The 25,594-nt window shown below is 63.3% G+C and carries 23 protein-coding genes and 1 pseudogene; 14 read left to right on the top strand and 10 right to left on the bottom strand.

Features of this window, described 5'->3' with window-relative positions; translation table 11 throughout:
* Nucleotides 1-142: 142 nt before the first annotated feature.
* Nucleotides 143-1,225, bottom strand: a complete 1,083-nt coding sequence (locus tag DS839_RS09655; RefSeq protein WP_119270102.1) for a mitochondrial fission ELM1 family protein — start codon at nucleotides 1,223-1,225, stop codon at nucleotides 143-145.
* A gap of 94 nt (nucleotides 1,226-1,319) precedes the next feature.
* On the opposite strand from DS839_RS09655, the gene DS839_RS09650 reads away from it, so the two are divergent.
* Together DS839_RS09650 and DS839_RS09645 are read left to right on the top strand one after the other, a co-directional pair.
* Complete coding sequence (locus tag DS839_RS09650) at nucleotides 1,320-2,555, top strand: glycerate kinase type-2 family protein (protein ID WP_368911429.1); 1,236 nt, start codon at nucleotides 1,320-1,322, stop codon at nucleotides 2,553-2,555.
* A 218-nt stretch (nucleotides 2,556-2,773) separates the two neighbouring features.
* Nucleotides 2,774-3,760 carry an ATP-grasp domain-containing protein gene (locus tag DS839_RS09645; RefSeq protein ID WP_119270100.1) on the top strand — a complete coding sequence of 329 codons (987 nt, stop codon included), beginning with the start codon at nucleotides 2,774-2,776 and terminating at the stop codon, nucleotides 3,758-3,760.
* Here DS839_RS09645 and DS839_RS09640 read toward each other — a convergent pair.
* A complete protein-coding gene (locus DS839_RS09640) occupies nucleotides 3,757-5,052 on the bottom strand; it encodes a phenylacetate--CoA ligase family protein (RefSeq protein ID WP_119270099.1) in 1,296 nt (431 codons plus the stop codon). The two genes, DS839_RS09645 and DS839_RS09640, sit on opposite strands and share 4 nt — an antisense overlap.
* A gap of 71 nt (nucleotides 5,053-5,123) precedes the next feature.
* Nucleotides 5,124-5,597: a hypothetical protein gene (locus tag DS839_RS09635; protein WP_119270098.1), complete on the bottom strand. Its 474-nt coding sequence runs from the start codon at nucleotides 5,595-5,597 to the stop codon at nucleotides 5,124-5,126.
* Nucleotides 5,598-5,985: 388 nt separating this feature from the next.
* Here DS839_RS09635 and relB point away from each other — a divergent pair, with 388 nt between their 5' ends.
* The 3 genes from relB (at nucleotide 5,986) to DS839_RS09620 (ending at nucleotide 7,057) form a co-directional block, all read left to right on the top strand.
* Nucleotides 5,986-6,282, top strand: a complete 297-nt coding sequence (gene relB / locus DS839_RS09630) for a type II toxin-antitoxin system RelB family antitoxin (protein ID WP_119270097.1) — start codon at nucleotides 5,986-5,988, stop codon at nucleotides 6,280-6,282.
* Nucleotides 6,269-6,613 carry a type II toxin-antitoxin system RelE/ParE family toxin gene (locus tag DS839_RS09625; protein WP_368911426.1) on the top strand — a complete coding sequence of 115 codons (345 nt, stop codon included), beginning with the start codon at nucleotides 6,269-6,271 and terminating at the stop codon, nucleotides 6,611-6,613. The genes relB and DS839_RS09625 overlap by 14 nt, the downstream gene beginning before the upstream one ends.
* Before the next feature lie 90 nt (nucleotides 6,614-6,703).
* Nucleotides 6,704-7,057, top strand: a complete 354-nt coding sequence (locus DS839_RS09620) for a hypothetical protein (RefSeq protein WP_119270096.1) — start codon at nucleotides 6,704-6,706, stop codon at nucleotides 7,055-7,057.
* 216 nt (nucleotides 7,058-7,273) lie between these two features.
* On the opposite strand, the gene aceB is transcribed toward DS839_RS09620, so the two are convergent.
* The 4 genes from aceB to DS839_RS09600 are packed head-to-tail and all read right to left on the bottom strand — an operon-like array spanning nucleotide 7,274 to nucleotide 12,842.
* Complete coding sequence (gene aceB, locus DS839_RS09615; RefSeq protein WP_119270095.1) at nucleotides 7,274-8,866, bottom strand: malate synthase A; 1,593 nt, start codon at nucleotides 8,864-8,866, stop codon at nucleotides 7,274-7,276.
* A 6-nt stretch (nucleotides 8,867-8,872) separates the two neighbouring features.
* Nucleotides 8,873-10,174 carry a glycolate oxidase subunit GlcF gene (gene glcF, locus DS839_RS09610; protein WP_119270094.1) on the bottom strand — a complete coding sequence of 434 codons (1,302 nt, stop codon included), beginning with the start codon at nucleotides 10,172-10,174 and terminating at the stop codon, nucleotides 8,873-8,875.
* Nucleotides 10,175-11,350 (bottom strand): glycolate oxidase subunit GlcE, encoded by a 1,176-nt coding sequence (glcE, locus tag DS839_RS09605; RefSeq protein ID WP_368911424.1) that lies wholly within the window; start codon nucleotides 11,348-11,350, stop codon nucleotides 10,175-10,177.
* 1 nt (nucleotide 11,351) lies between these two features.
* Nucleotides 11,352-12,842, bottom strand: a complete 1,491-nt coding sequence (locus tag DS839_RS09600; RefSeq protein ID WP_368911422.1) for an FAD-linked oxidase C-terminal domain-containing protein — start codon at nucleotides 12,840-12,842, stop codon at nucleotides 11,352-11,354.
* 119 nt (nucleotides 12,843-12,961) lie between these two features.
* Here DS839_RS09600 and DS839_RS09595 point away from each other — a divergent pair, with 119 nt between their 5' ends.
* The 6 genes from DS839_RS09595 to DS839_RS09565 all read left to right on the top strand — a co-directional run bounded on the left by DS839_RS09595 (nucleotide 12,962) and on the right by DS839_RS09565 (nucleotide 18,042).
* The gene (locus DS839_RS09595) at nucleotides 12,962-13,726 is read left to right on the top strand and encodes a (Fe-S)-binding protein (protein WP_119270092.1); all 765 of its coding nucleotides are present in this window, start codon (nucleotides 12,962-12,964) and stop codon (nucleotides 13,724-13,726) included.
* A gap of 214 nt (nucleotides 13,727-13,940) precedes the next feature.
* Nucleotides 13,941-15,359, top strand: coding sequence for a LutB/LldF family L-lactate oxidation iron-sulfur protein (locus DS839_RS09585; RefSeq protein WP_119270090.1), 1,419 nt, complete (start codon nucleotides 13,941-13,943; stop codon nucleotides 15,357-15,359).
* 55 nt (nucleotides 15,360-15,414) lie between these two features.
* Complete coding sequence (locus DS839_RS09580) at nucleotides 15,415-16,029, top strand: LutC/YkgG family protein (protein WP_368911420.1); 615 nt, start codon at nucleotides 15,415-15,417, stop codon at nucleotides 16,027-16,029.
* Nucleotides 16,029-16,592 (top strand): putative glycolipid-binding domain-containing protein, encoded by a 564-nt coding sequence (locus DS839_RS09575; RefSeq protein ID WP_119270088.1) that lies wholly within the window; start codon nucleotides 16,029-16,031, stop codon nucleotides 16,590-16,592. The genes DS839_RS09580 and DS839_RS09575 overlap by 1 nt, the downstream gene beginning before the upstream one ends.
* Nucleotides 16,593-16,594: 2 nt before the next feature.
* Nucleotides 16,595-17,200 carry a hypothetical protein gene (locus tag DS839_RS09570; protein ID WP_119270087.1) on the top strand — a complete coding sequence of 202 codons (606 nt, stop codon included), beginning with the start codon at nucleotides 16,595-16,597 and terminating at the stop codon, nucleotides 17,198-17,200.
* Nucleotides 17,197-18,042, top strand: a complete 846-nt coding sequence (locus DS839_RS09565; RefSeq protein WP_119270086.1) for a fumarylacetoacetate hydrolase family protein — start codon at nucleotides 17,197-17,199, stop codon at nucleotides 18,040-18,042. Before DS839_RS09570 ends, DS839_RS09565 begins: the two co-directional genes overlap by 4 nt.
* A 39-nt stretch (nucleotides 18,043-18,081) precedes the next feature.
* Here DS839_RS09565 and DS839_RS09560 read toward each other — a convergent pair whose 3' ends face one another.
* Both DS839_RS09560 and pstS read right to left on the bottom strand, forming a co-directional pair.
* Nucleotides 18,082-19,815, bottom strand: a complete 1,734-nt coding sequence (locus DS839_RS09560; RefSeq protein WP_119270085.1) for a Na/Pi cotransporter family protein — start codon at nucleotides 19,813-19,815, stop codon at nucleotides 18,082-18,084.
* 46 nt (nucleotides 19,816-19,861) lie between these two features.
* A complete protein-coding gene (pstS, locus tag DS839_RS09555; protein ID WP_119270084.1) occupies nucleotides 19,862-20,911 on the bottom strand; it encodes a phosphate ABC transporter substrate-binding protein PstS in 1,050 nt (349 codons plus the stop codon).
* A 191-nt stretch (nucleotides 20,912-21,102) separates the two neighbouring features.
* Between pstS and hisS the strand changes: the two genes are divergently transcribed.
* From hisS to hisG, 3 genes and pseudogenes are all read left to right on the top strand, one after another.
* Entirely contained in the window at nucleotides 21,103-22,587 is a 1,485-nt protein-coding gene (gene hisS / locus DS839_RS09550) for a histidine--tRNA ligase (protein WP_119270083.1), read from the top strand.
* 15 nt (nucleotides 22,588-22,602) lie between these two features.
* Entirely contained in the window at nucleotides 22,603-23,760 is a 1,158-nt protein-coding gene (locus DS839_RS09545; protein ID WP_119270082.1) for an ATP phosphoribosyltransferase regulatory subunit, read from the top strand.
* Nucleotides 23,757-24,374, top strand: a pseudogene (gene hisG, locus DS839_RS09540) (ATP phosphoribosyltransferase); the annotation flags it as partial. The gene DS839_RS09545 and the pseudogene hisG, both read left to right, overlap by 4 nt.
* 26 nt (nucleotides 24,375-24,400) lie before the next feature.
* On the opposite strand, the gene msrQ reads toward hisG, so the two are convergent.
* Entirely contained in the window at nucleotides 24,401-25,276 is an 876-nt protein-coding gene (gene msrQ / locus DS839_RS09535; protein WP_119270080.1) for a protein-methionine-sulfoxide reductase heme-binding subunit MsrQ, read from the bottom strand.
* Nucleotides 25,277-25,594: the final 318 nt, after the last annotated feature.

Genomic DNA, 25,594 nt, shown 5'->3' with positions numbered 1-25,594 from the left:
CGGGTCCGAGCCTGCGCCGGCGCGCTTTCAGGATGGATCGATGCTGGTTCTCCCCGAAGTCCCTCGGCTTGCGCCCGCGCTTGCGGTTCAACCCCGCGACCTCCAGCCGGCGATACGCCTCGTTACGGGGTTTTTCATTGAGCTAGAGGTTTAGCAGAGTTCTCAGCCTCGCCGCCGCGATCGCCGTGTCGTCGCCCGGCGGATCAATTGGTGTTACGAAGGGCGCCCCCAGGGGTACCGCCCAGCCTTTCTGGTAAAGAAATTCGTGCAGCAAAGCGAAATCGCGCGTCGAAGCTTCGAGGCCGATCCGCGGCAGGAAGCGGTCCATGGCGCGCTGTGCGGCAGCAGCAATCGCGTAGGCCGGTTCATTGGGCAGATTCAGGCGGCGCAGGCTGTTCACCACGCTGCGGTTGGCCTGGCGCAACGGGGCGATGGCCAGCGGCTTGCCGAGCCTGGCCACTTCGACCAGCATCGAGACGCTGTCGCCGGTGACCACGAAGCGGTCGCCGAAGCTCAAGAGACCGACATAGGGATTGTCATTGCCGCTCGCCGTCTCCCAGCGATGGAGGACGGCATCCGGGGGCAAAGCTTTCGCCATCGCATCGACGGTCTCGGGCGGAGTACGCCTCGAGGTCACCACATGCAGGCTGCCACCGTCGCGCATGCTTTCAATGGTAGCGAGGATGGAGCGCGCCGTGGCGGGGTCCAAACAGTGGGTGCCGATATTGCCACCGCATAGGAAGACGGTGAACGGACGCGGCAGGCCGGCGAATTTCTCGCGCCAGCGCTCGCTTTCGGCCGCAACACGCTTGGGGTCGATGCCGAGAAGCGGCAGGCCGATGCGGCAGATATTGGCGGCCTCTTCGGTGCGGTAATGGAACGGCACGACGATGAGGTCGAACTTGTCGGCCTCGCGCTTGGGCGGGCCGATCAGTGCGAGCTTGGTGCGGCCTTGCGACTGCTCCTTGATCCATAAGGCGACCATGGCCATGCGCCGGCCAATGGTGAGGACGAGGTCGGGCCAGGGCGGTTCGAGCTTGTCGGAAGCGGCGAGGTCGACATGATGAAGCGAGGCCTCGACCCGCGGCTTGGCGAGGTCGAAGCCGGGCTTGAGCATGATGCGCCGGCGCTCATAGGGAAGGCCTGAGGCATCCGCTAGGCGCAAGGCCTGCGCGTTGTCGCCTTGCTTCGCTCCCGTCAGAAGCCAGATGCGCGGTGAGGACATTCAATTTGCATATGTGGTTGACAATAAGGGCGCCCTATAGTCGATCACCCGGGCGATGACAAATCCCGTAAAGCCCCAGGACGTTCGAGACGCCATGCTGCTCAAAGACCTCTTTTCCGCCGCCATCGCCGCCGCCGATCCGCACCTGCGGGTGCCGCCATATCTTCCCAAGCCGCCCAAGGGCCGCACCATCGTGGTGGGCGCCGGCAAGGCCTCGGCCGCCATGGCGCTGGCGGTCGAGCAGCATTGGAAAGCTCCGCTTTCCGGCCTCGTCATCACCCGCTATGGCCATGGCGCGCCGTGCAAGAAGATCGAGATCGTCGAGGCCTCGCATCCGGTGCCCGACGCCAATGGGCGCGATGCGGCATTGCGCATGGGCGAGCTGGTCAAGGACCTCAGCAAAGACGATCTGGTGCTGTGTCTCATCTCGGGTGGGGGATCGGCGCTGCTTGCCGCCCCCGCACCCGGCTTGACCCTCGCCGACAAGCAGAGTGTCAACCGCCAGCTCCTCAGCTGCGGCGCTCCGATCTCGGAGATGAACTGCGTGCGCAAGCATCTCTCGGCCCTCAAGGGCGGCAGGCTCGCGGCCGCGGCGTTTCCGGCCGAGGTCGTCTCGCTCATCATCTCGGATGTGCCGGGCGATGACCCGGCGATCGTGGCCTCGGGTCCCACCGTGCCCGATCCGACAACGCGCCAGGACGCGCTCAAGATCCTGCGCAAATACAAGATCGACCTGCCGGCGCATGTCTGGGCCTTCCTCGAGACACCTGCGGCGGAGACGCCGAAGCCCGGCGACCCGCGCTTCGCCCGCGTCAAGACGGAGATGATCGCCGCCCCTAAGCAATCCATCGCCGCCGCGGCGAAGCTGGCGCGCGAGGCGGGCTACCAGGTGATCGATCTCGGCGACCGGATCGAAGGCGAGGCCCGCGAGGTGGCGCGCGCGCAGGCGGCCCAGGCGCTCAGCACAAAGGGGCCGGCCGTCATCCTGTCGGGCGGTGAGACGACGGTGACGCTCAAAGGCAAGGGACGCGGCGGCCGCAATGCCGAATTCGCGCTGGCGCTCGCCATAGCGCTCGACGGCAGAGCGAACATCTCGGCCATTGCCGGCGATACGGACGGGATCGACGGATCGGAAGACAATGCCGGTGCCGTGGTGACGGCGGACACGCTCGCGCGCGCCCGGGCCAAGGGGCTCGACGCCACGGCGTTTCTCGCTAACAATGACGCCTATAGCTTCTTCGCCGAGCTCGGCGATCTCGTCGTCACTGGACCGACGCGCACCAATGTCAATGATTTCCGGGCGATCAAGATCGACGGATTGAGCTTCTGACCTTGTGTTGCAATATCCCATGTATTATCAGTTCCTGGCGGTACTTGCGTCGGGTCCAGTGTCCATTGACCAGTGTTGTTGCGGGTGAGAATCCGCACTTGAATGTGTCGGTTGCGTTCGATCCACAGCCACGGAGACTGATCACTTGCTGGCAGTAGGGCTTCGGCCGTAGTTGGAGCATGCGAACCGTGCTGACCGGCTCAATGGATTGACTTTCAATGTCGGAACGCAACCTGATCATCATTCATCGTGGCCCTGACTATGTGCGGGATTTCGACGAGATCGCGCAGAAGATTTCCGCTATCGATCCTGCAATCTCCGTTTTCTGCATTGACCGGCAAACCGCGCGCGTCATGCCGGACGATGCCTGGAAGCGTCCGACGCTGACCGTGGCCTTGCTGGACAAGTTCAAGGCGAACATCAAGCGGGGCCTCATTCTCACGAACCGGCCGATAGCCAAGTCAGGGCAACACAAGGCCTTTGTGGATGCAGGGCTGCCGACACCACCGACCATGCGCTTCTTTCCGGGCATGAAGTTCGATCCCATCATGTTCGGCGAGTACGTGGTGATCAAGCCGAGCGATCCCAACCTTGCCGACCGGGGCCGCGGCATCCAGCTGTTCCGGCGCAGGAAGCTGGAGACAATGACGATCAAGGACTTCCCGCGCGATCATCTCATCCACCGCGACCGCTACGGCTACATCGTGCAGCGATTTATCGACACCGGGCCTTTTCTCGCGGTCTATCGGGTTCTGACACTGTTTGGGGTTCCTCTCTACTGCTTGTTGGCAAAAGACAGGGTGCCGCAGCCGACGCCGGGTAGTACCGAGAAGGAAATTGAGAGCCTCCGCGTCACCAGCAATACTGGTAACTTCCGCATGCGCTTGCTCTGTTCTGACGCCGACGTGCTGGCGTTGGGCGTGCGTGTGGGCAAGGCATTTCCAGACATACCCCTTCTCGGTACGGACATCATCCGGGAAGAGAGAACCGGGAACCTGTTCGTTCTCGAATGTAATCCCCGCGGGGCTACCTGGCATTTCTCGAACCGAAGCACGATCGTGGTCAGACAGCAGATGGGTGGCCTGAGCCTTGTCGGCGCAAAGAAGGCCGAACTCATCGGTCGCCAGATGATGATCGACCAGTTTGGCGCATTTGATCGCGCAGCAGAGGTGCTGGTCAAGAAAACGAATGAGCTTGCGGCTTAAGATGACCGCGCCGACATCTCGTTCGTCGTGAAGTGCCGCTTGCCGCCGGATGTCAATGGCAGTTCGGCGACCTCGGAGAAGGTGCAGCGGACGCGATTTCCCAAGGCTTGGTCGAGGTTCTCCCTCACCTTCTCCTTGCCGGAGACACTCAGCGCGCCGACATGGCGGAACGTGACCTCGGTTTCTGAAGACTGCGCCAGCACCCACTGATCGTGCTCGAGCGCCCCCGTGATGAGGACGCGGTCGATCTTCGGCAGTCGCGTTGCTTCGCCGGGCAGGTCAAACATATGCTCCAGGCGGCCGGCGATGCGGGAGATCGTGGGAAGAATCCGGCCGCACGGGCAGGGCGGCCCTGCTTCCGCATAATCCCCGGAACGGTATCTGAGAAGCGGTGTGGCGTAGCCGTAAAGCGGGGTGACAACGACTTCGCCGGTTTCGCCCACGGCGCAGAGCCGGCCCTGAGGCGACACGATCTCGGCGAGAACCTGTTCGCTCTGAATGTGGTAGAGCCCTGTTTCCGGGCACTGTATTGCTATAATGCCGGCTTCGGCCGAGGCGAAGGAGTCGATGATCGTGCTCCCGAAGGCGCGCGCCGCAGCCGTCCGCACCTCGGGCGCCAGATACTCTCCGACGCTGATGATGTAGGGGAGGCTGAGCCGGATATCGGCGCGGATCGCCTCGAGCGACAGACGCAGGATGTTCGAGGGAAGCGTGTTGACGTAGACGGGGCCCTCACCGGCCATCGCCTGCAATTGCTCGCGCGGTGGCGTTGCAATATCTATCCAGGTCCGCTTGCCGCAGCTCTTCTCGTCGCGCCACGGAAAGCCCCATCGCTCCTGGCGCATCTGTTCTTCACGCCTCGTCTTGCGCAACACGAAAAGCGGGCGCGACTGGTCAAGCTTCCAATTGTGGTACATGCGATAGCTTGCCAAGAGCCTCGCGACCGACTCCAGGGAGGACACGTCCCTGCGCGCGGCCGGGCCAGTGCTTCCGCCCGTGGAGAGCGGCGTGATCGTTCCGTGCAACCTCGCGAAACTGCGAGGCCGGAATGCATCGAAGTTCTCCACGAGGTCCTTGCGGGTGACGAAAGGCTGGGCCAGCCAATAGGGTGAATCCGGCGCAAGATCATCCGGCGGCGCGGCGCGGTCGCTGTAATATGGCGTCTCGCCCGAGGCGGGCTTTACGAGGGCGCGGAGCAGTTTTGCCTGATAGGCCGAGAGTTCCTGCCGCGTCATGCGTTCGCTCCGCAGCAGGCTTTCCAGATAGGCCTCGGCGATGTCCAGTCCCGCCATCCGTCAATGCCCCGCTCCAAATAAGAAGGGGCGGAAGACCGCCCCTTGAGTGCTGAATGCTGTCGTTGTGCTCAGACCCGGTTCATCGCCTCATCGGCGCAAACGGAGAAAATAGTGCCGACCCGCTCGATGCCCGTCTCAAGGCCAACACCGGTCGGCTGCGTTCCTTCGTCGGCGCAAACGGAGAAGATGTTGTTGATCGGTCCTTCATCGGCGCAAACGGAGAAGATGGTGCCGACCTGCTCGATGTCCGTCTCGGGGCCAACACCGGGCTGCGGTACTGCTCCTCCTTCATCGGCGCAAACGGACAAGATGGTGCCGACCTGCTCGAGAGCCGGCGGTCCTTCATCGGCGCAAACGGAGAGGGTGTTGCCGCTCGGCCCTTCATCGGCGCAAACGGACTGCTGCAGGGGGCCTTCGTCCGCACAAACAGACAGTCCAGTCAAACTCGGTGCTGCACCTTCCGACCCTGTGGGATCGTTGCCATACGCTTGGGCCAGTTCCAGAAGGTTCGGAATTTCCTCGAAATTCAACAAATCTGCCATAGGAGCTCCCCCGCAATTGTCTTCATTAAAGCCAGAAGCGGCCTTTTCATCTGAAAAAACCCCCTCTTTCCCGACTCTGATTATCGGCTGGAAGCCAGCTACCGGCAATCCGCCACGTCAGGAATGATCAGAATTTTGTAACATGTGACCTTTTTGCAACACCTGGGAGTCCCTGCCGGAAGATCGAGATCGTTGGCGATCGTGGGCTCTCCGTGCCCGATCCGACCACGCGCCCAGGACGCGCTCGCGATGCCTCGGCGACCTCGTCGTCACCGGGCCGACACGCACGAATGTGAACGACTTCCGCGCCATACTCATCGATCAGCATGTGAGGATTGCATATGTATCTCAAATGAGATACATTGTTGGAACAACCTAAGGAACCCCGATGCCTCAAACCTCGATGCTCCATGTGCGAGTGGACGATAAGCTGAAGATCGCCGCGGCGGCAAAGCTCGCGAATTTTGGGCTAACCGTCTCGGATGCCGTACGCATCCTGCTCACCCGTATTGCGAAGGAAGGCGGCTTGCCGGCCGGCCTGACGACGGATCCGGAAGCCTATGACGCGTGGTTCCGGGCCAAGGTGCAGGAAGCGCTGGACGATAAGCGGCCGTCGGTCCCGCATCGCAAGGTCATGGATGAGACGCAAGCATTGATTGACAAGAAGCGCCGTGCCCATTCTTGAATGGCGGGAAGCGGCTCGCGCTGATCTGCTGGCGATCGTCGATTACATCTCGGACGACAACCCCGACGCCGCGCAGCGGCTAAAGGATGAGATTGAGACAAAGGCCGCGAAGTTGCTGGAGCATCCGAAACTCTGTCGGCCCGGTCGCGTCGCCGGAACGCGGGAAATGGTTGTTCGGGCGAACTATCTGGTGATCTACGCCGAGAATGCCCGGGGCGGTGACCATCCTGCGCGTGCTTCACGCCGCGCAACAGTGGCCGCCCGTACAAGAATAGAGGCAAGTCGCTCAGCAAACTTCGTAATCCTTCTGGCATTCTTGTCGAAAAGTTAAGCTGATGGCGTGAAGGACTTCGGCTAAGATTCGTGGATGTTTTTTGGTTCCGCGAAGTGCGTGGCGAGAAGCCTTGTTGTTGGCGTGTCCATGTGCCTTGCAGCCAGCGCCCATGCCCGTCTCGCCCCGGAGCCGCTGGTGCATGTCTGGGTGGCACCGAAGCCGCTCACCACCGTCCAAGCCTGCATCGTCAAGGCGCTCGATGCCCATGAGCGCACCTATTCCAGGATATCGCCGAGCGTCAGGCACGTGGCCAAGACCCTTGTGCCCAGGGAAGTCGTCGAGATCCGCCCGGTAAGGGACCACGCCGTGGCCGACGAGGACCATTATGTCCGCCTGGAAAGGATCGCCGGCGCGATCACCCGCATCGCCTTTCACTCCTCGGAGGAAGCCAAGGTGCAAAAGAAGATGACCGACGCCCTGTCGCCTTGTGGTTCGGGCTGAGGAAAACGGCTCAGGCGATCTTCCGGTAAGCGGGCAACGTGAAGAGGGTCTCAGCGCCCCAACTTCCTCGGCGACGAGCGCTTGACATCGTGGGCCAAACGGTGGGATTGGAAAATTTCAAGATTGGAACTGCGCCGGGACTACAGCAGAACCAAGCCTCTTCATAAGAGCGAAGCGTCCTAAGAAGTCTGTCCAGACGGTCGTGAGATTTAGGGCTCACACGATCTTCCGGTAGGCCGGCAGAGTGAGGAAGGTCTCGAAATGGGGCGATGTCGACATCTTGCGGAAGATGTCGATCGCCTCGCGGAAGCGGCCTTTCTTAAAGGCCTCGGCGCCCACTTCCTTGGCGACCTGCGCCATCTCCTCCTTGAGGCATTTCTCGAAGAAAGGCTTCGTCACCTTCTGGCCGCCTTCGAGCCGGGCGCCGAATTTGAGCCATTGCCAGATCTGCGAGCGTGAGATCTCGGCGGTCGCGGCATCCTCCATGAGGTTGTAGATCGGCACGGCGCCGCGGCCCCTGAGCCAGGCTTCGATATACTGCACGCCCACACGGATATTCTCGCGGAATCCCGCCTCGGTCTTGGTGCCCTCGTGAACCTCGAGCAATTCCTTCTGCCCGACATGTACATCCTCGCGCTTGGCATAGAGCTGGTTCGCCGTCGGCATCAGCGCGTCGAACACCTCGCGCGCCAGCGGCACCAGATCGGGATGCGCCACCCAGGTGCCGTCATGGCCGTTCTTGGCCTCGCGTTCCTTGTCGGCGCGGACCTTCCCAAAGGCGGCGCGGTTGGCTTCCTCGTCCTTGCGGTTGGGGATCTGTGCCGCCATGCCGCCCATGGCGAAGGCGCGGCGCTTGTGACAGGTCTGGATGAGGAGGGCGGAGTAATTGGCGAGGAAGGCCTTCGACATGACCACCTGCGCGCGGTCCGGCAATACGAAGCGCTTGTTGTTGGCGAAGGTCTTGATGAAGGAGAAGATATAGTCCCAGCGCCCGCAATTGAGGCCGACTATGTGGTCGCGCAATTCGAACAGGATCTCGTCCATCTCGAAAGCGGCCGGCAAGGTCTCGATCAGCACCGTCGCCTTGATGGTGCCGAGCGGCAAGTCCAGCTCGCTCTCGGCCTGGATGAAGACGTCGTTCCACAGCCTCGCCTCGCGATGGCTCTCCATCTTCGGCAGATAGAAATAGGGACCGGATTTGTTGGCGAGCGCGGCCTTGGCATTGTGGAAAAAATACAGGCCGAAATCGAACAGAGCGCCCGAGACGGGGGCGTCGTCCACTTCCATATGTTCTTCGAGCAGGTGCCAGCCGCGCGGGCGCACCAGCAACACCGCCGGCTTCTTGCCGAGCTTGTAGGATTTGCCGCTCTGCGGATCGGTGTAATCGATCTTACCCGCCCAGCGGTCCATCAGGTTGATCTGGCCCTGGATCATGTTGTCGAAGGTCGGCGAGTTCGAATCCTCGAAATCGGTCATGAAGACCTTGGCGCCAGAATTGAGAGCGTTGATGACCATCTTGCGGTCGGTGGGGCCGGTGATTTCGACGCGCCGGTCCTGGAGATCGGCGGGGATCGGCGCCACCGTCCATTTGCCCTCGCGGATGGCGCGTGTCTCGGGCAGGAAATCGGGCAGAACGCCTTTGTCGAAGAGCTTCTGGCGCTCGGCCCGGGCCTTGATCAGCGCGCGGCGGCGCTCCTCGAAATTGCGGTGGAGTCTGGCGACGAAAGCCACCGCATCCCCGGTCAACACCTGGTCATAGCCCTTCTTGAGCTTTTCGGTAAAACTCACGCCTTTCGGGAATTTCGCCATGAATTTCTACCTCTTAGATGATTCTCTTAAGACTCTGGGTTCATAACCGCCATGCGCCCAGTTGAGCAACTCGACAGTGTGGAGAACGGGAATATCGCTCGCCTGGCCGATCTGGGTGATGCAGCCGATATTGCCGGTGGCGATGATGTCGGGCGCGACCGACTTGATGTTCGCCACCTTGCGGTCGCGCAGCCGCGTCGCGATCTCCGGCTGCAGGATATTGTAGGTGCCGGCCGAGCCGCAGCACAAATGGCCCTCCGGAATCTCGGCCACCTCGAAGCCCGCCTTTTCCAGGAGCTGGCGCGGTGCTGTCTTTATCTTCTGGCCGTGCTGCATGGAGCAGGCCGAATGATAAGCGACGCGCAAGGGCCTGGGCGGCGCGGCTTGGGGCAGATCGATCTCGGTCAGGAATTCGCTGATGTCGCGGGTCATCGCCGATACCGCTTTCGCCTTCTCGGCATAGGCGGGATCGAGCCGCAGCATATGGCCATAGTCCTTGATGGTCGTGCCGCAGCCCGAGGCCGTGATGACGATGCGGTCGATCCGCTCCTTGTCCCAGGCATCGATCATGCGGCGGGCGCGGGCGAGCGCATCCTTCTCCTTGCCCATATGATGAGTCAGCGATCCGCAGCAGGCCTCGCCCTCGGTGACCACGACCTCTATCCCATGGCGGTTCATGAGGCGGATGGCCGCCTCGTTGATGGCGGGATCGAGAACGCTCTGCACGCAGCCGCGCAGCAGCGCCACCCGCATGCGGGTAGCTCCTTCCGCCACGTAAGTGCCGGGCTGGCCGACCATCTCCGGCGGCGGCGTGTCCTTGGGCACAAGGGCGAGGAGCGAGGAAAGGCGCTTGTCGCCCAGCTTCTCGATGACGGGCGCCAGCGGCCGGACGAGTTGCGACAGGATCAGCGCTGCCTTGAAAGGCCCCGGACGCGGCATCAGGAAAGCGAGCAGGCTGCGCAAGCCGCGCTCGAAAAGCGGGCGGCGATAGGTCTTCTCGATATGGACGCGGGCATCGTCGACCAGATGCATGTAGTGCACGCCCGACGGGCAAGTGGTCATGCAGGAGAGGCAGGACAGGCAACGGTCGATGTGCTTCACCGTTTCGGGCGTTGCCGCTTCGCCATGCTCCAGCATGTTCTTGATGAGATAGATGCGGCCGCGCGGACTGTCGAGCTCATCGCCCAGAAGCACATAGGTCGGGCAGGTGGCGGTGCAGAAGCCGCAATGCACGCATTTGCGCAGGATCTGGTTGGCGACCTGGATATGCGGGTCCTGCAACTGCTCTTGCGTGAAGTTCGTCTGCATCTAAACGCCTTCCTGCATGCGGCCGGGATTGAAGATACCCATCGGATCGAAGGCCGCCTTGACGCGACGGCCCAAAGCGGCGAGGGCCGGACCTTGTGGCTGCAGCACCGGCACCGCGGCCCGCACCGCCTCGGAGCCGCGGATCAGTGTGGCATGGCCTTCGTGGAGGCTTGCGCGAATGGCGGATGCCGCCGCATCGGCGCCGGCCGGCACGTCGACCCAGATGAGCCCGCCCGCCCAGTCATAGAACCAGCGTGCATCGAGCTCCAAAGCGAGCCTCGCCGTGACCCGCGCTCCTTCGGCGGGCGGTACGGAGAGACGCCAGACAGACCGGTCCCGCCCGTCGGCCAGAGGATGGACATCGCGAATGGCGATCCATTGGGCGCGCGAGTCCTCGGATCCGATCACGTGTTGGGCTTTGCCCAGGATCCCGATGAGCTTGTCGCGGCGGTAGGCAATCGATGGCGGAACGCCTTCGAGGCGCAGCAAGGTTTTCGCCGTCCCGCCCGCGAGCCCGGACGGCAGATGAGCCGCCCCCGACACTTCGCAAGAGGACTGCATCGCGAGGCTCATGGCGGCGACGGCCTCGTCATCGCCGAGGCCTTCGATGACCAGCGTCTCTTCGCTTTCGGCCTTGGGCAGCACCTTGAAGGTGACGGTGGTGAGCGCCGCCAAGGTGCCGAAGGAGCCCGCCATCAGCTTGGGCACATCATAGCCCGTCACATTCTTCACCACGCGGCCGCCGGCCTTGAAAGCCTCGCCGCGTCCCGACACGCCGGCAACCCCCAGAATGTGATCGCGCGCCGCGCCCGCCTTCAGCCGGCGCGGGCCTGAGAGATTGCAGGCGAGCATGCCGCCCAATGTGCCTGAGTGCTCCGAGCCCAGAAGCCGTGACAGATCCGGCGGCTCGAAGGCGAATTCCTGGCCCTTGGCGGAAACGAGCTCTCTGATTTCCGCGAGCCTGGCGCCGGCGCCCGCGGTGATGACGAGCTCCTCGGGCTCATACAGCGATACGGTATCGAAGCCTGAGAGATCGAGCGTGGCGGCGGTCTGCATCGGCCGTCCAAGCCTTTTCTTCGTGCCCGTGCCGATGAGCTCGAGCGGTGTCTTCTCGGCGAGGGCGTTCTGCACCACATCGACGAGATCCGTCTCGGTTTCCGGTCTGAGGCTCGTCAAGTCAGAACCTCGGCAGGTCGGCATGCGGCAGCTTCCCGCCCCGCACCACCATGCGGCCGAGCTCGGCGCAGCGGTGAAGGACTGGAAAGACCTTGCCGGGATTGAGCAGCCCCTCGGCGTCGAAAGCGCATTTGAGCCGCTGCTGCTGGTTGAGATCGGCCTCGGAGAACATTTCCGGCATCAGGTCGCGCTTCTCGATGCCGACACCATGCTCGCCGGTGAGCACGCCGCCCACTTTCACGCAGAGCTTCAATATGTCGGCGCCGAATTTCTCCGCCCGCGCCAGCTCATCGGGATCATTGGCGTCGAACAGGATGAGCGGGTGGAGATTGCCGTCGCCGGCATGGAAGACATTGGCGACGCGCAGACCATAATGGCGCGAGAGCTCCGCCATGCCATTCAGGACCTCGGGCAGCCTCTTGCGCGGGATGGTGCCGTCCATGCACAGATAATCGGGCGAGATGCGCCCGACCGCCGGGAAGGCCGCCTTGCGGCCGGCCCAGAAGACGAGGCGCTCTTCTTCCGATTGCGACACGCGGCAGGAATTGGCACGGTTGGCGTTGGAAATCTCGACGACGCGCTCGATGAGGTGATCGACCTCGACAGCCGGGCCATCGAGCTCGATGATGAGAAGGGCCTCGGCTTCGAGCGGATAGCCCGCCTGCACGAATTCTTCCGCCGCATGGATGGCGGGGCGGTCCATCATCTCCATGCCGCCGGGGATGATGCCGGCCTGGATGATGTCGGCGACGCATTTGCCGGCATTCTCATTGGAGGGAAAGCCGACCAGCACGGCGCGCGCCGTCTCCGGCTTCTGCAGGATGCGGACGGTGACCTCGGTGACGACGCCGAGCAGGCCTTCCGAGCCGGTCATGACGCCCAAAAGGTCATAGGCCTCGCTGTCGAGATGCTTGCCGCCGAGCCGGATCACCTCGCCCGTGATCAGCACCATCTCCAGCCCCAGCACATTATTGGTGGTGAGGCCGTATTTCAGGCAGTGCACGCCGCCCGAATTCTCCGCCACATTACCGCCGATGGTGCAGGCGATCTGAGAAGACGGATCGGGCGCGTAATAGAAGCCCTTGTGCTGCACCGCCTGGGTGATGGCGAGATTGGTGACACCGGGCTGGGTGACGACGCAGCGATTGGCATAGTCGATCTCGAGGATGCGGTTGAATTTGCCGAGGCCGAGAAGCACGCCGTCGGCGAGGGGCAAAGCGCCGCCCGAGAGCGATGTCCCGGCACCGCGCGGCACGATCTTGATCCTGTGCTGATGACAGTATTTGAGCACGGCCGAGACCTGGGCGGTGGTCTCGGGCAGCACGACGACCAGGGGCATCTGGCGATAGGCGGTGAGCCCGTCCGTCTCATAGGCCCGCATCTCGACCGGCGTCTCGATGACGCCTTCGCCCGGCACAAGTTGACGCAACGCCTGGGCGATCTCGCGCCTTCTGGCGAGGGTGGCTTTGTCGGGGATCGGCATGGCAACCATGGGGGCACTTTAGTCCCATACTGCGGCCTAATGCTCAATCAATTTGTCATATAAGAGCTTGCGGGGCAGGGTTGCACCGCGCCATAAGACTGTCCGGTTATCAATGGGATGCACCCCGCATGGAGCTGACCCGGCCGCGTGTCGGCCTTTTCGTGACCTGCCTCGTCGACCTGTTCCGGCCCTCCGTCGGTTTCGCCACCGTGAAGCTTCTGGAGGACGCGGGCTGCATCGTCGAGGTGCCGGAAAGCCAGACCTGCTGCGGCCAGCCCGCCTTCAATTCGGGCGACCGCAAGGACACGGCCGATATCGCCCGCGCCGTCATCCGCAGCTTCCTGCCCTATGATTATGTGGTGGCTCCCTCAGGCTCCTGCGCCGGCATGATCAAGGCGCATTATCCCGAGCTCTTCCCGCAAGGCTCCACCGATCGCAAGGCGGCCGATGCGCTGGCGGCCAAGACCTATGAACTCGTCTCCTTCCTGGTCCGGGTGATGAAGCAGGAGAAGGTCACCGCACAGTTCAACGGCACCGTTACCTATCACGATTCCTGTTCGGGCCTGCGCGAGCTCGGCGTCAAGAGCGAGCCGCGCAAATTGCTGCGCACGGTGCAAGGGCTCGATCTGGTCGAGCTCGAGGATGCGGAAGTATGCTGCGGCTTCGGTGGCACTTTCTGCGTGAAATATCCCGACATCTCCAATGTCATGGTCGCCAAGAAAGCGAACAAGATCGGCGCCACCAAGGCCGATCTGCTGCTCGCCGGCGATCTCGGCTGCCTCATGAACATGGCCGGCAAGCTCAAGCGCGAAGGATCTGCGCTCAAGGCACGGCATGTGGCCGAGATCCTGGCCGGCGACACGGCGACACCGCCCATCGCGGAGGCCGAGTGATGGAGCGAATTCGGTCGACAGACCTAATTACCCTCGCCCCGCAAGCGAAGCGCGGCGGGGAGAGGGAAGGGACCCGACGCGCAGCGGCGGGAAGGGTGAGGGGCCTCTTCGTTTCGCAAGCCATCGGAAAGAAGCCCCTCACCCTCCCCATGCTGCGCATGGGTCCCCTCCCTCTCCCCGCTGAAGCGGGGCGAGGGCAAATGGAGGCGGAGTGATGGAGCAGCACGCCTCAGAGTTTCCCGCCAATGTGAAGCGGGCGATCGCCGACAGCCAATTGCAGTCGACGATGACCGAGACCGGTCCGCGCTTCATCGAGAAGCGCGCCAAGGCCCGTGCCAATCTGCCGGAATTCGACGCGTTGCGCGATCAGGCGCGCGACATCAAGGACCATGTCCTTGCGCATCTCGACCTCTATCTCGAACGCTATGAGGCGAAGGTCGTCGAAACCGGCGGGCATGTCCATTGGGCCGAGACCGCCGAGGAGGCCCGCGCGGCCATCCTTTCGATCTGCAAGCGTCTCGACGCCAAGCTCGCCACCAAGGGCAAGTCGATGATCTCGGAAGAGATCGGCCTCAACCCGGCGCTGGAGGCAGCCCATGTCACGCCGGTCGAGACCGATCTCGGTGAATATCTGATCCAGATCAGGGGCGAGGCGCCGAGCCATATCATAGCACCCGCGGTCCATCTCACCCGCGACCAGATCGAGGCCGATTTCCGCAAAGCCCATACCCATCTCGACCCCAATCGCGACCTGACCGAGATCCCGACGCTGGTCGAGGAGGCGCGCCAGGTCTTGCGCCAGAAATATCTCGATGCCGATGTCGGCATCACCGGCGCCAATTTCCTGATCAGTGAGACCGGCACCTCGATCATCGTCACCAATGAGGGCAATGGCGATCTGACCCAGACCTTGCCCAGAGCGCATATCGTCATCGCCTCGATCGAGAAGGTGGTGCCGACGCTCGAAGATGCGACGACCATCCTGCGTGTGCTGGCGCGCTCGGCGACGGGCCAGGATTTCTCCAACTACACGACTTTCTCGACGGGCCCCAGGCGCGCCGACGACCCCGACGGTCCCCTCGAATATCACGTCGTCATCCTCGACAATGGCCGCTCCAACGTGCTCGGCACCGAGTTCCAGGACATGCTGCGCTGCATCCGCTGCGGCGCCTGCCTCAATCACTGCCCGGTCTATCAGGCGGTCGGCGGCCATGCCTATGGCTGGGTCTATCCGGGACCGATCGGCTCGGTGGTGACGCCGGCGCTCATCGGCATCGAGAAGGCGAAGCACCTGCCCAATGCCTCGACCTTCTGCGGACGCTGCGAGGAAGTCTGCCCGATGCGCATTCCACTGCCCAGGCTTCTGCGGCACTGGCGCGAGAAGGAATTCGAGAAGCATCTGACGCCAGGCGCTGTGCGCTGGGGGCTCGGTGTCTGGGCCTATTTCGCCAAGCGGCCGAAGCTCTATCAGTTCGGCACGCGAATCGCGGCGCGGCTTCTCCATGTGATGGGCCGCCGCAAGGGCCGGTTCACCAGCCTGCCGCTGGCGCAGGGCTGGACGCAATATCGCGACATGCCGGCGCCGCAAGGCAAGACCTTCCAGGCGATGTGGAAGGAGCGCGCCCGTGGATAATGCCCGCGTCCGTATTCTTTCCCGGATTCGACGCTCTATGCCTCAAGGCGATGTGGTGGCACGTCGTCGGGCGGTGGACGAGCGCCTCACTCATCCGCGGCGCAATATCGTGCCCGATCGCGGCGAGGGCGATGAGGCGCATCGCATCGCCGTCTTCCAGCGCATGATGGAAGCGGTCGGCGGCACGGTCGAGATCCTCGAGGATGTCAATGACGTGCCGGCCTCGGTCGCCACCTATCTGCGCAACACCAACCGACCGGCGCGCATCCGGCACGGCAGCGACGAGCGCCTCACCAGTTTGCCCTGGCACCGGGCGCAGACGCTCGAGGTGGAAGAGGGCCGGGCACTCGATGCCGACACCGCCTCGCTCACCCATGCTTTCGCGGGCGTCGCCGAGACGGGCACCATCGTCCAGCTCTCGGGCGCCGCCAATCCGACGACCCTCAATTTCCTGCCCGAGGCGCATATCGTGCTGCTGGAGGCGAAGGACCTCCATGGCAGCTATGAGGAGGTCTGGGGGCGCTTGCGCGAGATCTATGGGCCTGGCCAGATGCCGCGCACCGTGAATATGATCTCCGGGCCCTCGCGCACCGCCGATATCGAGCAGACGATCGTCCGGCCGGCGCATGGGCCCAAGGACATGCATGTCATCATCGTCAGGAGTCTCTGATGTGGAAGCCCGTGGACGAGATTGTCGCGCGCTGGCGCCCGGTCGAGGGCGAGGGGCTCGAGCATCTCGTGCTCAGGGCGCGGCCTGAAGGCTACAGCGTGCGCAGCCGGGTGATCGGCGAGAATGACGGGCGGCCCTTCGCCTTCTCCTACAAGATCGACCTCGACAAGACATGGCGCGTGCTCGCCTTCGCCATCGATTCCGTCGACGGGCGCAAGCGCTATTACCGCTCGCCGTCCGAAGGCCGCTGGCTCGACGGCGGCGGCAAGCCGCTCGCCAAATTCGACGGCTGCCTCGATATCGATCTTTCCTTCACCTGCTTCACCAACAGCCTTCCGGTTCGCCGGACAGCCTTCATCGAGGGCCAGGCGCGCGAATTCGCCATGCTGTGGATGCCGTCCGACACGCTCGATCCTTTTGTCGACGGGCAGCGTTATACCTGCACCAGGTTCGGCAAGAGCTTCCACTATGAAGCGACCGACGGCTCCTTCGCGGCCGATATCGAATTCGACGAATATGGGCTGGTGACCGACTATCCCGGCCTCTTCCGGCGGGTGGCTTGACGATGCCCCTGCAGAACCGGGTCAATCCCTATGGCGAGATCGTGGCCGATCCGGCGCGCGGCACCATGATGGGCAATCGCGGCGGGAAATTCCATCGCGACGACCGGACGCTCGGCAAGAGGCGTTGGGCCACAAGGCACTGGATCTGCTGCGATCTCTATTGGAAGGGCGTCCATCACGAGCCGATGGGCAAAGGCTATACGTCGCTCTTCTTCCTCGACGAGGTGACGGCGATCGCGGCGGGGCATCGGCCCTGCTTCTATTGCCGGCGCAAGGAGGCGCAGCGCTTCCTGTCGCTCGCTTCGCCGCCTCTGATGGCGGACGAAGCCGACCGGATCGTGGACAAGGAGCGGCGCGGGCCCAGACCGGAAGTCGATGTCGGAGGTCTGCCGGACGGCGCCATGATCGATGCCGGGGAAGGTCCCCTGGCGGTCAAGGGCGATCGGCTGCTTCGATGGTCGTTCGAGGGATATAGCGGGGCCCGACCGCGCAGGTCAGTCATGAAGGCAAGGCTTTTGACACCTGCGCTCTATGTCGGCATTCTCGCGCGCGGTTTTCAGCCGCGCTGGCACAAGTCAGCTCAAACTTTGGGGAAGGGGTTACAATGAAGCTGTTGCGTTATGGGACGAAGGGCAAAGAGAAGCCAGGCCTTCTCGACAAGGATGGACGCATCCGCGATCTCTCCGGCGTCATTGCCGATGTCGATGGCGAGACGATCAGCCCCAAAGGGCTGGCGCGCCTCGGCAAGATCAAGCCTGAATCGCTGCCGCTGGTGCGCGGCAATCCGCGCATCGGACCCCCGGTCGCCAATCCGCAGAAATTCATCGCCATTGGTCTCAATTATTCGGATCATGCGGCGGAATCGAACCTGCCGGTGCCGCCCGAGCCCGTCGTCTTCACCAAGCATGTGACTTGTATCTCGGGCCCCAATGACGATGTGACGCTGCCGCCCAAGTCGAAGAAATCGGACTGGGAGGTCGAGCTCGGCGTCGTCATCGGCACGCGCGCCAAGAATATCAAGAAGAAGGACGCGATGGCCCATGTCGCGGGCTATTGCACCGTCAACGACCTCTCGGAGCGCGAATTCCAGATCGAGCGTGCCGGGCAATGGACCAAGGGCAAGTCCTACGACACCTTCGGGCCGGTCGGCCCGTGGCTCGTCACCACCGACGAGGTCAGGGACCCGCAGAAGCTCAAACTATGGCTCGAGCTCAACGGCAAGAAGGTGCAGGACGGGACCACCCAGACCATGGTGTTCGGCGTCGCCCATATCGTCGCCTATCTCTCGCAATTCTTCACCCTCATGCCGGGCGACATCATCACCACCGGCACGCCGCCCGGCGTCGGCATGGGCATGAAGCCGCAACGCTTCCTCAAGCCCGGCGATGTCATGCGCGTCGGCATCGAGGGCCTCGGCATCCAGCAGCAGAAGGTGGTCAGGGATAAATAAGGACTACCTCTCCCCGCTAAAGCGGGGCGAGGGTATTAGCTACTCCGCCGGCTGCGGGCTGAGGCCGCCGCCCATATCCGGGCGGTAGCCGGCCTTCGCCTTGGCCGCCTGGGCGTGGGCGATGACCTCGGCGCGGTTGACCGATTTGCGCTCGGCATCGATGCGCTCGATCAGCAGTTCCGCCCGCTCGATGCTGCCGAGCAGAGCGAGGATGGCGCCGCGCTCGCCCGACGACACGCCTTTCCCGAGAAGCAGCGTCTTCTCGCGCAAATCTTCGACGGTTGCGAATTTCACGTGGCCCGCGGGCACCGGGGCGTTCGGAACGCCGTAGTCCGGCAGAATGTCGCGCAGCTTGACCTCGAGCCTCGTCAGGGCCTCGGTCACCACGCCTTGCGCGTCGGGACCGACCTTCTCGCGCTTCACCCGGCGCGCCACCTGATGCAGCGTTTCGGCGAGGCTCGCCGAGAAGTCAGCCTCCTCGATAAGGCTCGCCACCAGGTCCTGCTGCTCATAGGGCATGCTGTCCGTGAACAAGCTCGCCGAGAAGGAGCGGATGTCGCGGTTCAATATGTCGGTCGCCACATAATGCTCGCCGGGATCGCTCGGCGCCGTCTTCAGGCCGCGCGCGATGCCGAGGAACAGGGAACCGGCATTGAGATGGCGCTGGGTTTCCTGCTGGACGGCGTTGACCGCGTTGGTGAAGTCGCTCGACATCTCGCGCTTGAGATATTTCGGCACCGAATAGTCTTCGATGTCCTCCGCCGCGGTGCGGCCGATGCGCGACAGCACGCGCTCGAAGATGCCGACAAAGGGGAAGAGCAGCACCGTATTGAAAATGTTGAAGGCGGTCGAGAACAGGCCGACGGCCACCGGCACGAGAGGGAAGGTCTCCTTGCCATTGACCATGACCGGCACGCCCGGATCGCCGCCGAACCAGCCCATGCCCCATTTGAGCAGTTCGATGGCCGGGAAGAACAACAGGATCATCACGGCGACGCCGATGAAATTGAACGACATATGGGCATAGGCGGCACGCTTGGCGTTCTTCGACAGATTGAGCGAGGCCATCCAGGAGGTGATGGTGGTGCCGAGATCGGCGCCGAGCGAGAAGGCGACGGCGGTCTGCCAGTCGAGCACGCCTGCCGCGCCCAGTCCCATCACGATGCCGATGGTGGCCGATGACGAGTGGATGAGAGCGGTGATCAGTGCGGCAATGAGAATGCAGACGACGAGGCCGACAAAGCTCTCGGCATGGAGGCCCGAGATGATCGACATGACTTCCGGCATGCCGCGCAGGGGCCGCAAGCCGCCGGTCATCAAGTTGAGACCGTAAAAGATGAGCGCGAAGCCCAAGCAGGCGAGCGCGATGTTGCGAACCTTCTCGTTCTTGGCGAAGACATAGACAAGGCCGAAGATGCCGCCGAAGAGAAGGCCAAGCGGCCCCAAAGGCAGCGCGATGAGGCCGTTGCCGAGCGTCGTCCCGATATTGGCGCCCATGATGACGCTGATCGCGGGTCTGAGCGCAATGACGCCGGCATTGACGAGGCCGACGACCATGACGGTCATCGCGGTCGAGGACTGGATGACGCCGGTGATCAGGGTTCCGGCAATGACGCCCTTGGCAGGGGTGCCGGCGATCTTGGCCAGCCATTCGCGCATGCGGTTGACGGAGAGGGCCTGAATGCCATTGGCCATGAATTCGAGGCCGAGCATGAAGATGCCGAGGCCGCCGATGACGGGCACGATGATGTCCTTGAAGATATCTGCTTCCATGGCGCCCTTAGTCCTCTGTTATGTTGCGCAAGTCCGGCCGCAAGTCTCAGCTCCCGAAGCTGAGCTCATGTGCCCAATAGGCTTTGATCTGCTGCACGAGGCCGGCCGGCAGCGGCACATAGCTCAGTGCCTCGGCCGCGCCTGCGCCTTGGGTCAGCGCATAGTTGAAGAACCACAGCGCCTGGCGGGCGCGCGATGTCGAATCCGGATCGCGGCGCATCAGGATGAAGGTCGCGGCGGTGATCGGATAGGCGCCGCTTTCGGTACTATCGACCAGTGAAAGATAGAAGCCGTTGTCGGGCGACCATTTCGCCTTGGCGACGGCGGTGGCGAAAGCGGCGGGCTCGGGGCGAACGAATTGCCCGGCGCGGTTCTTCACCGCGGCATAGTTCAGCTCGGCGCGCACCACCTGGCCATATTCGACATAGCCAATGGCGCCCTTCGTTTCCTTGACGGCGCTAACCACGCCGGAGCTGCGCTCGACGCTCGTGCCCAATGGCCAGGTGACGAGCGTATCGGCACCATATTTGGATTTCCATTCGGCGCTGACGCTCGACAGGAAGCTCGTCCAGTTGAAGGTCGAGCCCGAGCCGTCGGCACGGTGGATGACGGTGATCCGCAGATCCGGAAGCTTGAGGCCGGAATTCAGAGCGGTGACCGCGGGATCCGACCAGTTCTGGATCTTGCCGAGATAGATGTCGGCGAGGACCTCGCCCGATAATTGCAGAGCGCCCGGTGCCAGACCGTCGAGATTGACGACCGGTACGATGCCGCCCATCACCAAAGGAAATTGGACATAGCCGAATTTCTTGAGCTCCTCGGGCGGCAAGGGCATGTCGCTCGCGGCGAAATCCATTTCCGGCTGGCTCAGGCGGAGGATGCCGGCGAGCGAGCCTACCGGCTCATAGTCTATCCCTGAACCCATGAAGGTGATGTCGTTCCCCCCAGCGCGGTCCGCCAGGTAGCCTTCCGACCATTTGGCGATTACCGGATAGGCGAAGGTCGAGCCCGCGCCATGGATCGGCTCACCGACGGCCGCACCGCCGGAGAAGGCCAGGAGAGTGGCCGTGAGGAAAGCAAGCAGAAAAGACTTCATAAGGGCTCCCCGAGATGTCCCATTGCCGCTTGCCGGCAGATTGCGAGACACGCGAGGCAACATTAATTTTCGTTAATGACAGGCCAGTGACTGTATCGCGTACCGAAAACGCCAATGAATTCAGCACTGTTGCTGAAGCGCCGGTCATCCGTTACAAGCCCGCTCGACTTTTCTTTCCTCAAGGAGCGGGCATGTCCGCCAAGACGAAACAGCAGCGCCCGAAAGCGCGCCTGGCCAAGGGTTTCCGCGATGTCGGTGCCGACGAGGTCAGGGGCGTCAAGCGCATGATGCGGGTGATCGAGGAGGTCTATGAGGCCTATGGCTTCGAGCCGCTCGAATTGCCCTTCATCGAATATACCGATGCGCTCGGCAAATTCCTGCCCGACCAGGACCGGCCGAATGAAGGCGTGTTCTCCTTCCAGGACGATGACGAGCAGTGGCTGTCGCTGCGCTACGACCTGACCGCGCCGCTCGCACGCTATGTGGCCGAGAACCAGCAGGCGTTGCCCACACCCTATCGCGGCTATCGCCAGGGCTGGGTGTTTCGCAACGAGAAGCCGGGACCGGGGCGGTTCCGCCAGTTCATGCAATTCGATGCCGATACCGTCGGCTCGGCCTCGCCCGCGGCCGATGCGGAAATCTGCATGATGATCGCCGACACGATGGAGAAGCTCGGCATCAGGCGCTCCGACTATGTGATGAAGGTCAACAACCGCAAGGTGCTCGACGGCGTGCTCGAGGCCATTGGCGTGGCGGGGCCCGAAAGCGAGGCACGGCGCTTGACGGTCCTGCGGGCCATCGACAAGCTCGACCGGCTCGGCGTCGCCGGCGTGCGCGATCTTCTCGGCAAGGGCCGCAAGGATGAATCGGGCGATTTCACCAAGGGTGCGGAGCTCGACAGCGCCGCCATCGACCGGGTCGCCGGCTTCGTCGATGCCGCAGCCCCGACGCGCGAGGAGACGTTGAAGCGTCTGGCCGGGCTCGTCGGCGAGAGCGAGCGCGGGCGCTCGGGCGTCGCCGAGCTCGAAGAAATGTCGCGCCTCTTTGCCGCGGCAGGCTATGGAGAAGACCGCATCAAGATCGATCCGGCGGTGGTGCGCGGCCTCGGCTATTACACGGGGCCCGTCTTCGAATGCGAATTGCTGTTGGAAGCGCGCAATGAAGAGGGCCAGCTCGTGCGCTTTGGCTCGGTCGGCGGCGGCGGGCGCTATGATGATCTCGTCGCGCGCTTCACCGGCCAGCAAGTGCCGGCGACCGGCTTCTCCATCGGCGTGTCGCGACTCTATTCGGCGCTCAAGCTTCTTGGCCGCGCCGAGGAAGGAACGGCGCTGGCTCCCGTCGTCGTGCTGGTCATGGACCGCGACCGCCTCGGCGACTATCAGCGCATGGTTGCGGCGCTGCGTGCCGCCGGCATTCGCGCCGAAATGTATGTCGGCACGTCCGGCATGAAGGCGCAGATGAAATATGCCGACAAGCGGCAAAGCCCGCTGGTCGTCATCCAGGGCGGCGATGAGAAGGCGAAGGGTGAAGTCCAGATCAAGGATCTGGCGCTCGGCGCCGAACTCGCGGGCGGCGTCGAAAGCCGCGAGGACTACAAGGAGGCGCGGCTGGCGCAATTCTCGGTCAAGGAAGCCGACCTGGTGAAGGCGGTGCGCGAGGCGCTGGCGAAAAGATGATCGGGGGCGCCCTCAATGCCCGGTAAATCCTCGGCCGAGCGCCAGGCGCTCGAGGCGCAGAATGCGCGCATCATGAGGGTGTTTGAAGATGCGGGCTTCGATCACATCGCGCCCGACATTCTGCAGCCGGCCGACATCTTCCTCGAACGCTCGGGCGAGGACATCCGCGCCAATTCCTATGTCTTCACGGATCCCGAAGGCCGTGAGATGTGTCTGAGGCCCGATCTTACGGTGCCGGCCTGCCGCTATCACCTGACCCATGCCGCGAAGCCCGACAGCGAAGCGCGCTATTGCTATTGCGGACCGGCTTTCCGCTTCGCTACCGATCAACGTGCGCCCAGCGAATTCGGTCAGGCCGGCATCGAGTGGCTGGCGGCTTCTGACGCGGAAGGGTCGGAAGCGCAAGTCCTGGCGCTCACCATCGCCGCGGTCAGAGCGGCGGGCCTCGAGCGCTACCGCGTCAGGCTCGGCGATCTCCAGCTTTTCCATGCGCTGCTCGACGGGCTCGAAATGCCGAAGCGCTGGCGCCGCCGGCTGATCCATCATTTCTGGCGGCCGCAGGCCTTCCGCGAGACGCTCGACCGCTTCGCCGCCCGTGAGGAGCAGAGCCGGACCAGCATCTCGGGCCATGTCGATGCCGTCATGGGAAGAGATGCGGGTGCTGCGCAGAGTTGGGTCGAAGGTGAACTCGCCCGCCGCAAGATATCTCTCAATGGCGCCCGCTCGACGGCGGAGATCGCCGCACGGCTCACCGAGAAGGCGGCCGACCGGTCGGCCCGTCCGCTGGCGCCCGAGGCCGTCAACGCGATCGATGCCTATCTCGCGATCGAGGGCGATCCCGTCGCGGTGCTGAAGGACCTCGACGCGGTGGCCAAGGGTGAAGCCTACGCCCAGGCGCTCGACCAGTTTCGCCGGCGCATCGCGGCGATGACGGCGCTGGGCCTTGCGCCTGAAGAATTTTCCTTCGCCGCCACTTTCGGCCGCAATCTCGAATATTACACGGGCTTCGTCTTCCAGATCGAAGCGGACGCACCGCAAGGCACGCTGCAGGTCGCGGGCGGCGGACGCTATGACGACCTCTTGTCCGATATCGGCTCGCCCGTTCCGGTCTCGGCGGTCGGCTGCGCCATCGGCACGGAGAAGCTGCTCCTCGCCGCAGGAGCGCACGTATGACACCGCTCATTCTCGGCATGCCTTCCAAGGGCCGCCTGATGGAGGCGACGGAGGCGCTGTTCGGCAAGGCCGGCTTTGGGCTCAAGCGCAGCGGATCGGACCGTCTCTATCGCGGACGGTTGAGCGGCGTCGAAGGCATCGATGTCGCCTTCCTGTCGGCATCGGAAATCGCCGGCGCCCTCAAGGACGGCAAGATCGATCTCGGCGTCACCGGCGAGGACCTGCTGCGCGAAACGCTGAAACCCGACGACGAGCGCGTCGATGTGCTGCAGCATTTGGGCTTCGGGCCGGCCGACGTCGTGGTCGCGGTGCCGGAAGCCTGGTTCGACGTCGCGCGCATGAGCGATCTCGATGAGGTGTCGGAAGGCTTCTATCAGCGCCATGGCAGGCGGCTGCGGGTCGCCACCAAATATCTCAACCTCACCCGGCGCTTCTTCGCCTCGAAGGGCGTAACCGGCTATCGCATCGTCGAAAGTTTGGGCGCCACGGAAGGGGCGCCTGCGGCCGGGACGGCGGAAGCGATCGTCGACATCACGACGACCGGCGCCACGCTCGCCGCCAATCACCTGAAAATTCTCGATGACGGCGTGATCCTCAAATCGCAAGCGGTGCTTGCCATGCAGGGAAAGCTCAAAAGCGATCAGCGGGTTGCGGCATTGCGGGCCGGGCTCAGCCGGGCGCTCGCCAGCCCATAGGCCTGCTTGATCCACGGGATGAGCGCTATGGCAAGCCCGACCACGACGACGATCCAGGCCGGGCGCAGGCCATAGGCGAAGACCAGATTGGCCTTGAGCACGCGGAAGGGATCGACGCCGGTCGCAAGCCCATACCAGGCGAATTCGATGAGCGCGGTGAGAAGTCCGCCGGCAATGGCGCAGGCGGCGAGCGTCACGGGCGTCAAGGCGAAGCGCAGCTTCACCGCGACGCGATAGATCATCAGCAACAGGAAGAAGCCCGACCACATGGTCGCCTGGCTGACGTCGATCTTGGACTGCATGAAATAGTGCAGGAGCGCCAGGACGGCGATGCCGTAGACGATCAAATGCAGGCGCTTCCAGTTGCGGCCGAGCTTGCGCAAGGCGCTGTCCGTCGACGTGGCAGCGAGCAGGGACAGTCCGATGAGAGCCGTGAAGCCGATGGTGAGATAGATGCGCTTGACGATCTCGGAGGCGACGAAGAGCAGATCGAATTTCTCGTTCACGATATAGAGCGAGAAATGGGTGAGCGCATAGGTGAAGGCGGTGACGCCCAGCATGCGGCGGATCAAAGCGAGCTTGGGCCACATCAGGATGCGCTGCAGCGGCGTCAACGCCAAAGTGGCGATGAGGAAGCGCACCGTCCAGTCGCCGATCTGGTGCAGCGCCTCCTTGTAGGGCAAGGGGCCGAGCTCGTTGCGCCACAGGGCTATCGCCACGAGAGTGGCGGGAATGCAGACAAGAATGAAGCTTCCCGTCTTCAGGAACGAAAGGCGACCGGTCCGGTCGGTCCAGGGGCTGAGAAGCTTCCGATAGTGCATGACAGCAGTTATACGCCGCCGAGGGGGCCTGCGTTTCAGCCATCATTCACGATTTTGCGAGGTGAAGTAAACTGTTTCAAGCCACTAGCTTCCCTACCGCGGAGGGTGGGGATTCTGCTGCTTTTCGTGGCCGAAGGGCTTATCCACACGGGCCTGACAGATTGGGCAGGTTTCTCGCCAGCCCATTGGCCATGTGAGGTCACTAGTCATCCAACCCACCGGATCAAATGCCCGGCAATACGGGCAGACAATGATCATGTGGATCAGGATCCAAAATCCTATTGGAATTAGAAATACGAAAAGGATGAGCCACTTTGG

The organism is Taklimakanibacter deserti, from assembly GCA_003574785.1.
The sequence above is the reverse complement of the archived record's forward strand: the minus strand, read 5'-3'. Positions and strand labels throughout refer to the sequence as shown.